This is a genomic window from Candidatus Hydrogenedentota bacterium, from assembly GCA_019695095.1.
In the GTDB taxonomy this organism is placed as follows: domain Bacteria; phylum Hydrogenedentota; class Hydrogenedentia; order Hydrogenedentales; family SLHB01; genus JAIBAQ01.
In genome coordinates, this window is record JAIBAQ010000226.1 from 1 (window position 1) to 8,427 (window position 8,427).

Annotated in this window: 9 protein-coding genes; 8 read left to right on the plus strand and 1 reads right to left on the minus strand. The window is 54.8% G+C overall.

Annotation, left to right across the window (positions count from 1 at the left end; translation table 11 throughout):
* Positions 1-13 precede the first annotated feature (13 nt).
* Complete coding sequence (locus K1Y02_23230) at positions 14-760, minus strand: prepilin-type N-terminal cleavage/methylation domain-containing protein (protein ID MBX7259294.1); 747 nt, start codon at positions 758-760, stop codon at positions 14-16.
* A gap of 636 nt (positions 761-1,396) precedes the next feature.
* Here K1Y02_23230 and K1Y02_23235 point away from each other — a divergent pair.
* The 8 genes from K1Y02_23235 (at position 1,397) to K1Y02_23270 (ending at position 8,303) form a co-directional block, all read left to right on the plus strand.
* The gene (locus K1Y02_23235; GenBank protein ID MBX7259295.1) at positions 1,397-1,897 is read left to right on the plus strand and encodes a type II secretion system protein GspG; all 501 of its coding nucleotides are present in this window, start codon (positions 1,397-1,399) and stop codon (positions 1,895-1,897) included.
* Between the two features lie 65 nt (positions 1,898-1,962).
* Entirely contained in the window at positions 1,963-2,607 is a 645-nt protein-coding gene (locus K1Y02_23240; protein MBX7259296.1) for a type II secretion system GspH family protein, read from the plus strand.
* 5 nt (positions 2,608-2,612) lie between these two features.
* The gene (locus K1Y02_23245; GenBank protein ID MBX7259297.1) at positions 2,613-3,374 is read left to right on the plus strand and encodes a type II secretion system GspH family protein; all 762 of its coding nucleotides are present in this window, start codon (positions 2,613-2,615) and stop codon (positions 3,372-3,374) included.
* A complete protein-coding gene (locus K1Y02_23250; protein MBX7259298.1) occupies positions 3,371-3,901 on the plus strand; it encodes a prepilin-type N-terminal cleavage/methylation domain-containing protein in 531 nt (176 codons plus the stop codon). Before K1Y02_23245 ends, K1Y02_23250 begins: the two co-directional genes overlap by 4 nt.
* Positions 3,898-4,617 (plus strand): GspH/FimT family pseudopilin, encoded by a 720-nt coding sequence (locus tag K1Y02_23255; GenBank protein MBX7259299.1) that lies wholly within the window; start codon positions 3,898-3,900, stop codon positions 4,615-4,617. The genes K1Y02_23250 and K1Y02_23255 overlap by 4 nt, the downstream gene beginning before the upstream one ends.
* Positions 4,617-5,201, plus strand: a complete 585-nt coding sequence (locus K1Y02_23260; protein ID MBX7259300.1) for a hypothetical protein — start codon at positions 4,617-4,619, stop codon at positions 5,199-5,201. Before K1Y02_23255 ends, K1Y02_23260 begins: the two co-directional genes overlap by 1 nt.
* A complete protein-coding gene (locus tag K1Y02_23265) occupies positions 5,198-6,007 on the plus strand; it encodes a type II secretion system GspH family protein (protein MBX7259301.1) in 810 nt (269 codons plus the stop codon). Before K1Y02_23260 ends, K1Y02_23265 begins: the two co-directional genes overlap by 4 nt.
* Before the next feature lie 55 nt (positions 6,008-6,062).
* Positions 6,063-8,303: a hypothetical protein gene (locus tag K1Y02_23270; protein MBX7259302.1), complete on the plus strand. Its 2,241-nt coding sequence runs from the start codon at positions 6,063-6,065 to the stop codon at positions 8,301-8,303.
* Positions 8,304-8,427: the final 124 nt, after the last annotated feature.

Sequence of the window (8,427 nt, forward strand, 5' to 3'; positions counted from 1 at the left end):
GTCCACGCGGACATCACGGGTAGTCGAGCTTCGAGTTGTCTGGGTTCCATTGGATGCCTCCACTGTTGTCGGTGTCAGCCATGCCTGCAAAGTAGATCGCCGACTTTGCGAAACCCGCCGCGTGTCCATCCGCGAAGGTGATGTTGGCCTTGCTGTTGTGGCGGAACCCGTCGCCCGATGTGGGATAACCCATGTAGACCACGTGGGTCTGGCCGTATTTATAGCCCAGCTGACCGTTCACTCCAATTCCGCTGGATTGCTCGGTCATGACGACGAACGACGCGGGCTTGGCAACCTGACTCATGCGCAAGTATCTAGAATATCCGCTGCCCGCCGGGCGGTTGCCTGCCTCCAGCCACTGGTTCTGCGCGTAGTTGCCGTAGTAATCGCGATCGCTCGTAATCGTCGGTTCCAGCTTGGCGGCCGGGCAGATGAAGATCGACTTGTCGCGCGGGCGCGGCATCTTGCGGATGATCCACAGGTTGCTGGCGGCGGGACTGCCAACATACGGCGGAAGCGAATTGTACCACGCCAGGACATTCGTGCCGGGGGTGGGATCCGCAAAACCGGAACCGGGCGCCGACCCCTGATTTGGAAACGCACCGTCGTGATCCGCGACATAGAGCGTCGCAGCCGTGCCCCACTGCCGGGCGTTGCTCATGCATTTGGATTCATTGGCCTTGGCCGTCGCTGCGTTCAGGGCGGGGAAGAGAAGGGCGGCGAGAATGGCGATGATGCCGATGACCAGGAGCAGTTCCATGAGGGTGAAGCCGCTGCAGGAGCGCGAACGGAAGAGAGGACGGAGGACGGATGACGGATGACGGACAGGACCGAAACCTCGCACAAGGCACCTCCCCTGATGGCGTGATCGTTTCACACTCAGAGTATACACCAGACTTCCAGCGGGCAATTGCTATCCCGCATATTGCATCGTAAACATGAGAGCGATGCAATATGCGCTTTGGCGGCAGTGGTTTCTGCCGCCAAAGTTTCGGCGCGTCGCTGTGCGACTTGTCCTTCGACAGGCTCAGGGCCTATGCCTCTCGGCAGTGACGAGACCGTGAGCCTGTCGAACGGCTCAAGATTCGCCCTTCGACGCGCCGAAGGCTTGCCCTGAGCAAGCCACTGTCTTCAGGGGCGCGTCGAAGCCCGGTAGGGCGCGAATTTCATCTGTGAGATGAAATTCGCGGGCTATCTATCCAAAGATGTAGTGGAGGGGTAAAACTAGAGCATCAACAGGATGTGGCTGACGAGGGGAGCGGGCGGATTTTCCAACGATTGGAAATTCCGCCGTCGTTTTTTCCCATGCCCGCAACGCTTCGCGCAGCGATGCGGGCGGGCAATCCTTGGAAGAAACGGGCTCGACGCTCATGCCGTATCGGGATGTACTCATTTCATGAACTCAGGTTCCAGGTTTCAAGTTCCAAGTTTCAAGCAGGCCTTCACGCTGATTGAACTCCTCGTCGTCGTCACGATCATCGGCATCCTGGTCGGCATCGTGCTCGGCGTGTCGGGGCTTGCAACGATGAAGAGTGACCGTGCGCGCGCTATAGTTGACCTGACGAAGATCAAGAACGCGTTAGAAGAACACCGAATAGCGTACGGCAACTATCCAGTGAGCCTAACCGCAGACGATAGCGCTTCGTGGATAACCAACCTCTGGATCAAACCACAAGCTGGTGGCAAAGAGCCATTCATCACCGCCAAGTTCCTGACCAATTCGACCATGGCAGGCAGATTCCTTGATCCGTGGGGCAATGACTATAGATATCTTCACCGCGGATCCTCTCCGTATGCCGATCAGAGCAACTCCAAGTTCGGTTACGATCTCTGGTCTATTGGCCCGAATGCGGCATCCAATTCCGACGATATTGCGAATTGGCGTGGCGACTTCTAGCAGTGCGGACCTGCTGGACTAGACGATGCACTCTACTGGGTGTAGATTTTGCATAGACTGATCACATGAAAGTTTCTGGAAACAAGGCAGTTGCAGAAGAATCTGTCAGGCCGAGCTGGTTGTTTTTCAGTCGCGGTTTCACCTTGATCGAGCTTCTCGTGGTCATTGCAATTATTGGGGTGTTAGCGGCGATTCTCATGCCTGCCCTGAACTCAGCACTTACCAAAGCGGAGAAGGCAAGGGCGCAGACGGAGTTGACGCAGATTGTCGCGGCGATCAAGGCGTACTATGGTGACTACGGACGAATGCCTGTGGCAGTTGCGGACGATGGAGCACCTGATAAGACGTATGGAGCCAAGAATAAGCCAAACAAGCAGAAGGTCATCATGGACAACCTTCGTGCCAAGGACAATGTTGGGAATCCCAAGGGCACAGTCTTTCTCGATGTTCCGAAAGATTCGATGATCGGTACGGACAAGGATGGCGGTTCGTACGTGGAGGCCGACGGATACTATTTGGATCCATGGGGAAATCCATACGTACTCAGCGTGGACGCGAATTTTGACGGCTCTGCTTTTTTGTCCGGGCTTGATAGTCCGCCGGCCCCGTCTGCGAGCATGACCGTGACCAGTTTTCTGGCCGTCGCGATATCCTACGGTCCCGATCCCGGCTCCACGAAATCGTTCCTGACCTCGTGGGGGAAGAATTGATGAGCATGGAGCGAAATCCGGATGCCGAAAACCGAAACTCAGGTTTCCGGCTTCAGGTGTCCCGCCGTCGCCCGGTGGGCTACGGCCGGCAGGCAGGCTTGCCGCGGCGGAGCTCTTCGCCTTGCGAGGAAGCGAAGACGGGTTTCACTTTGGTCGAGCTCCTCGTCACTATAGGCATCATTGCCATTCTCGCATCGATTTTGCTCCCTGCTTTGACCGCAGCCGCGCGCAAAGGCGAAATAACCCGGGCGCGGATGGATATGTCGCAAATCGTCTCTGCAATCAAAAGCTACAATCGCGAGTACGGGATTTGGCCGGTTCCAACAAGTAACGGCTATCAGGACCGAACCTTTGGGGATAGGAACAATCCCCAAGGCGCGGAGTATACGATGAATGTTGTTATGGATATCCTGCGCGCGATCCCCAGGGCACCCGGAAATGTGAATGGAACAAATAACGTGAGGAAGATTGTTTTTCTCGAAATCCCGCCGAAGTCGATGGAAGGCACCGACAAGGATGGCGACACCTACAAGGAAGATGACGGATATTATCTCGATCCGTGGGGGAATCCCTACGTCATTACGATGGACACCGAGTTTGACGGAGAAATAGGTGTTTGTTGCCTTGGAGGAAATGCCTATACGGACATCGTTAATCTTTCCCCCAGCAAAGATGCAACCTTCCCTGATCTTGGGGTGGGAGTGATGTCTTATGGGCCCGAACCGGATAAGCCGGGATCGCTTCTCTACTCGTGGGGGGCGAAATGATTCCGGTCAAGAGAGGATTTACGCTCATCGAGATGCTTGTTGTGATTGGCATCTTGGCAATTCTCATCGGGATCCTGCTGCCGGCAATCAGGTCGGTCATGGAGAAGGCTGAGCGCGTGCAGGCGAAGGCAGATGCACAACGGATTGTGAAAGGATGGAAAGCGTATCGGAACCAGTACGGACGCTGGCCGTCTGCTACGGACGAGTCGTCAACCGGGTCCATCATGTCATCGAATTTTGTCCGAATTCTCAATGCGCGTTACTACCAGACGGGTCTCACGGGGCCGGATGCGACGCCCGATAATCCCATGGCCATTCAGTTCGTTGAAATCAGCGGCAATTCCATCGATACACGCTGGAACTTTGTCGATCCTTGGGGGACGCCCTACAGGGTTTCGTTTGACGCGAATTTCGACGGCAGGACTTCAAACAGCTTGTACACCGTATATGACAACGTGATTTCTTGGTCGGCAGGGCCAGACACGAACTCTGCAACCGCGGCAGACAACATCAAGAGCTGGGAATGAGAATCTCGATGGGGAAGCGAGCAGGAAGAAACCGTCAACAGTGCTGGGGGTTTACCCTGCTTGAGTTGCTGGTCGTAATCGGCATCATGGCTCTGTTGCTTGCCGTAGGCATACCGGCGTTCGAGTCCTTCTCAAAGCGCAGCCTGAACTCTGCGAGCCCCGGGCTCATGAGCACGTTAAGGCTGGCGAGGCAACATGCAATAACCCACCGCAGGTATGTGTGGGTAGTATTTCCCGACGCGGGCCCTTCGCAGGGAGGCGTGCTTTCGTACCAGGGTAGCGAAGTCGAGCACGCACTCAGATCGTACGCGGTTATCGAAGGCGATGAGAACAATCTGCCCAATGAGTACATAACCGATTGGAAATACTTGCCTCAGGGCATCTACTTTGACGCGCAACTACCGGCCTCAAGCAGTATCTTCAACAGCTACAATGCTGCGACCGTCAATTACCCGTTTCCCGATTCCCAGTCTCCCAAGAACCACAATATTCCTGCTATCGAGTTCCGGCCGAATGGTCGTGCATATACGATTGACTCATTTGGCTCAACTTGGAATCCCGGTAACACGGCGCACATTTACCTGATCGCTGGCATAGTGAACATAAACACAAGCGTAGGAGCACTTGCATCAGCACCTATCAAGGTATCCACGAACAACGCCTTGGTTCGAGTATTTGGAGCGACCGGGCAAATGGATTATTATGAGAGACAGTGATGGAGAATAACCCAAAGACGTCATCATGCGCCGGCTTCTCGTTGGTCGAACTTGCCTTGGCGTTGCTTGTCGCGGGCTTGGGGGTGCTCTCCATATTCAACATGTTTCCCCAGGGACTCGATTCCTGCCGAAAGTCGACGGAAATGGGGGAAATCAGCGCGTTTGCCAGTTGGGTACTAGACAGTCTTCAGGCGCAATCTTTGGTTATCGCACCCAGTAACACGTGGGATACGCAATTCAAATCGGGTGGGACATATGCGGAGGTGCCGAAATCTCATTCGATGGCTTTTGTTACGACGACCCAGCCCGTGGTTCGTGCGTTGGGCTTTGGCTCGGCAGGGGTAGAGGCGTTTACTGTTGCTCCTCAATTTCACCAGACTCTCGGTGTCGACTCGGGCTACGCGCTGTCGACTTTCACCTATACACTCGACGTGCAGTCGCGCGGAACGGCGACGAAATACGCACGCCTCGAGGTGTGGGCGGGTGACAAACAGCAAGCCGTGAAAGACGCCATAAACAACAGCACTCGAAAACCTGCCGGCAGCATCGTGTTTTATCGGGAATTTGTTCCACGCTATCTATGAATCGCCGTCATCACAGCCGTGGTTTCACACTTATCGAAGTCCTGTCCGCGATGGCCGTCCTCTCGATACTCATGCTGGCATTGCTGAAGCTATTCAATGAAGCGACCGATGCGGTAAAGAAGGGGAATAACACAATTCTTCGAAGTGGTGTCGCCCGGAGCGCCCTCGACGAAGTCGTGCGCGCCATCGAGGGCGCTGTTGTCGACAATAAATTGGCGTGTGCCATGAGGGGGAACTTCGTCGACAATGATTTTGACGCACTCTACTTGGTTACAACGTCTGGTGACCCAAACGACGGCCGCGCCTACCAACTTGTTTGGTATTTTGTCAGTAGCGACACGACCAAAGGATACACGACATATAGGCTTATGCGGTCCAAGACCAACTTTGATATTGCAGTGGCAAATGGGGTTGACCCATTTACGCCCGCATGGAAGCAGTGGTGGCGAGACAACACAAAGCTAAACAACATGGACGGGTCGCCGGATATGATCGCAGACAACATTGTGCGATTCGATTGCTACGTGCACGACCTGAATGGCAATAACATTGCTCAGGGATCGCCTCCCCGCTACGACAGCTCCCAAGTAAGTGCGGGGGGATATCCCGCGGATAAACCTTTTGGCTATATCGACGTCTATATCCAGGTCGCCTCTGAGGACACGATGAAGCGCGCCAGCTATCTTCGAGCTGCAGGCAATAATGCCGGTCTAAAACGACTCTTGGATCAGGAGTCAAATATCCTGATCAGGCGTGGAATTCCTCTAACTGGCTCCACGGAAATGTTTCATCCTTTGGCCAACTAGCACCATGTCCAATTGTCAGTCAGATGCTCGGTCGTCGAAGTCTGGAATAGCCCTTGTGGTTGTCTTGTCCTTCCTCGCCATCCTGCTCGTTCTGGCGGTCACATTCCTAGCGAGCATGAGGACGGAGAGGCTGGCATCCGAGGCCCAGAAGGACGGCGCGGCTTGCGAGCAATTCCTGAAGGGCTGTGTTGCCTCGGCCATGGATCGAGTCAACGACCGACTGATTAACTACAGCTACAACGATGCTCTTGCATTGCCGGCAAGTGACCCGCGCCCGGTGAATATCCACCAACCCAAACAGATGGCTGTTCTGGAGTCGTATTCGACCAATGCTCTCTTGAAGGTGCCATCCACGATGAACATGCTTGCCGGCGAAGTCCAGGGGTGGATCCCTCACCGATTTCTCTCAAATGTCGACCCGGATCTCGACGCCTCAAACATTGCGCAGAATGCGCAATGGATTGAAGTTCGTGATCCAACGAATCCTGTCACAGGGAATGTCGTGGGCCGCTACGCCTTTGTGGCACTCGACTGCACGGGACTTATAGACGCAAACGTTGCAGATGGCGGTTTGCGGAGCAATGGGGTATGGGTCGACGAAATCAACCTCGACTTTCTGCCCGAGGTTGGAGCGTCCAAAGGAGATGACCTGGTTGCTAACAGGTCAAAGTACACGCGATTCGCAACTTTGCCGGAGGTGGTATACCTAAACGATGGCACTCCCTCGCCCGGCGAGAATAAGGTTATCGCCACGAATGCCATAGTGGCGACTGATCTAGTCCCGTATTCGCTAAGTTACATTGAGCCCGGTTGGTACGATTGGAACAGCGAAGCTTGGAGGCCTCTTGGTGATCTGGGTGACGGGACGGTGCACACGGCAGACCCTCGGAGGTGGGACGCAGCCGAGGCGCAGAGTGTTCTGGGAAGCTTGTATCCCAGCTCTCCTGACATCGGGAAGTGTTTCCGCGACTATATTGACGATGATTTCATCCCCGGCGGCAGCACCGCGGGCACCGCTGACCCCTTGATTCCCTGCCAGGAATGCTTTCCGATGATCAACGAACTTGTGTCTCGGCAGATTGTATCGGTAGTGGATGTCGCACCCGGAGTTAGCAATCTCGTAAACACGGTCATCCTCGACGTCGAGTTTTGGAATCCATGTGTCACGGGGAGTGGAACCAATGGCAACACGTATCAAGTGCGATTGAATAGCGTGAACTGGCAATTCGTATTTGCGCCAGGTGGAACCATTGTTACGCCGCCCATTGACCCGGTGAACCCGAAGACACTGCCGGCCAGCGCGATGACTCCATTTCAAGTCGTTTCCTTTACCAATGTCTTGTCGATCCCTTATCCGGCCACCGGCAATCGCATCGTGAATCAGTTTTTCAATCAAATCAGTCTGGATGTCACAGAGGTCGGCACGGGCGCCAATGTCGACAGAACAACGCAACAATCGCAGGACCTTCAGCTAGGACCCGCGACTGCTCCCTACCCGAGGAACAACGGACCCAATGCTGATTCCCTGCAAGCCAATGACCCGCGGTTGAATCATCTGTCCGCGGACTGGGTCAAGGCCGCCAACAGTCTGAGGGCCATAAATGCGGCGGTCGTGGACTTTAATAAATCTCAGACCCTTCTTTCAAATGGATCGCTGTCGCCGGAAGGGACCAATGCGTACGTGAGGAATTCAACGAACCTCACGTCCGTAGCTGAGCTGGGTTATATTCTCACGGGGCAACCATGGACCACGATCGATTTGTTTACACCGCCGGGGCGGCAACTCTTGACCAAATTTTCCCTTAGCAATGTTGTAACGCGCGCGTATACAAACGGCTTTATCAACCCGAATACACTCAGCACGGACGTTTGGATTGCCGCACTCTCCGGCGCGCCTATCGAGGGGAGGCCGGACGAGCCTCTACCCGCGGCGGCCACACTATCACAGGCCAATGCCGGCAAGATCGGTGCGAGTGTTGTAGCATTAGCGACAAAAGACACGACGTTTGAAGCAACATCACTGGATAGTGGGGCGGCGTGGGTGACCGCCAGTGAGTTCACAAATTCTTCGTTTTCTCTGAACAACAATGAGAAGGAATCGGTGATCCGGAATTCCTACCGGCTCTTCAATGCCAACCAGAACTTGTTCACTCTTATTGTGGTTGCGCAGACATTGAACGAGGAGCGGGTAGTGACCGGTGAAAAGCGCGCGGTCGCTTTGGTCTGGCGCGACCCGTTCCCCAATGGAGCCGGACAGTACGAGATGTTTGTCCGACAGTTTAGGTATCTGGACTGACCTTCCCCCATGGATGCGGCCAGATTTAGAGCAAGTCTTGGTCGCTTTCTGTTTCCTTCACTAACACTTTAGTGTTCCCGTTCCAATTGTTCTTCATGGCGGCTCGTTCCGCGAAACTGGACGG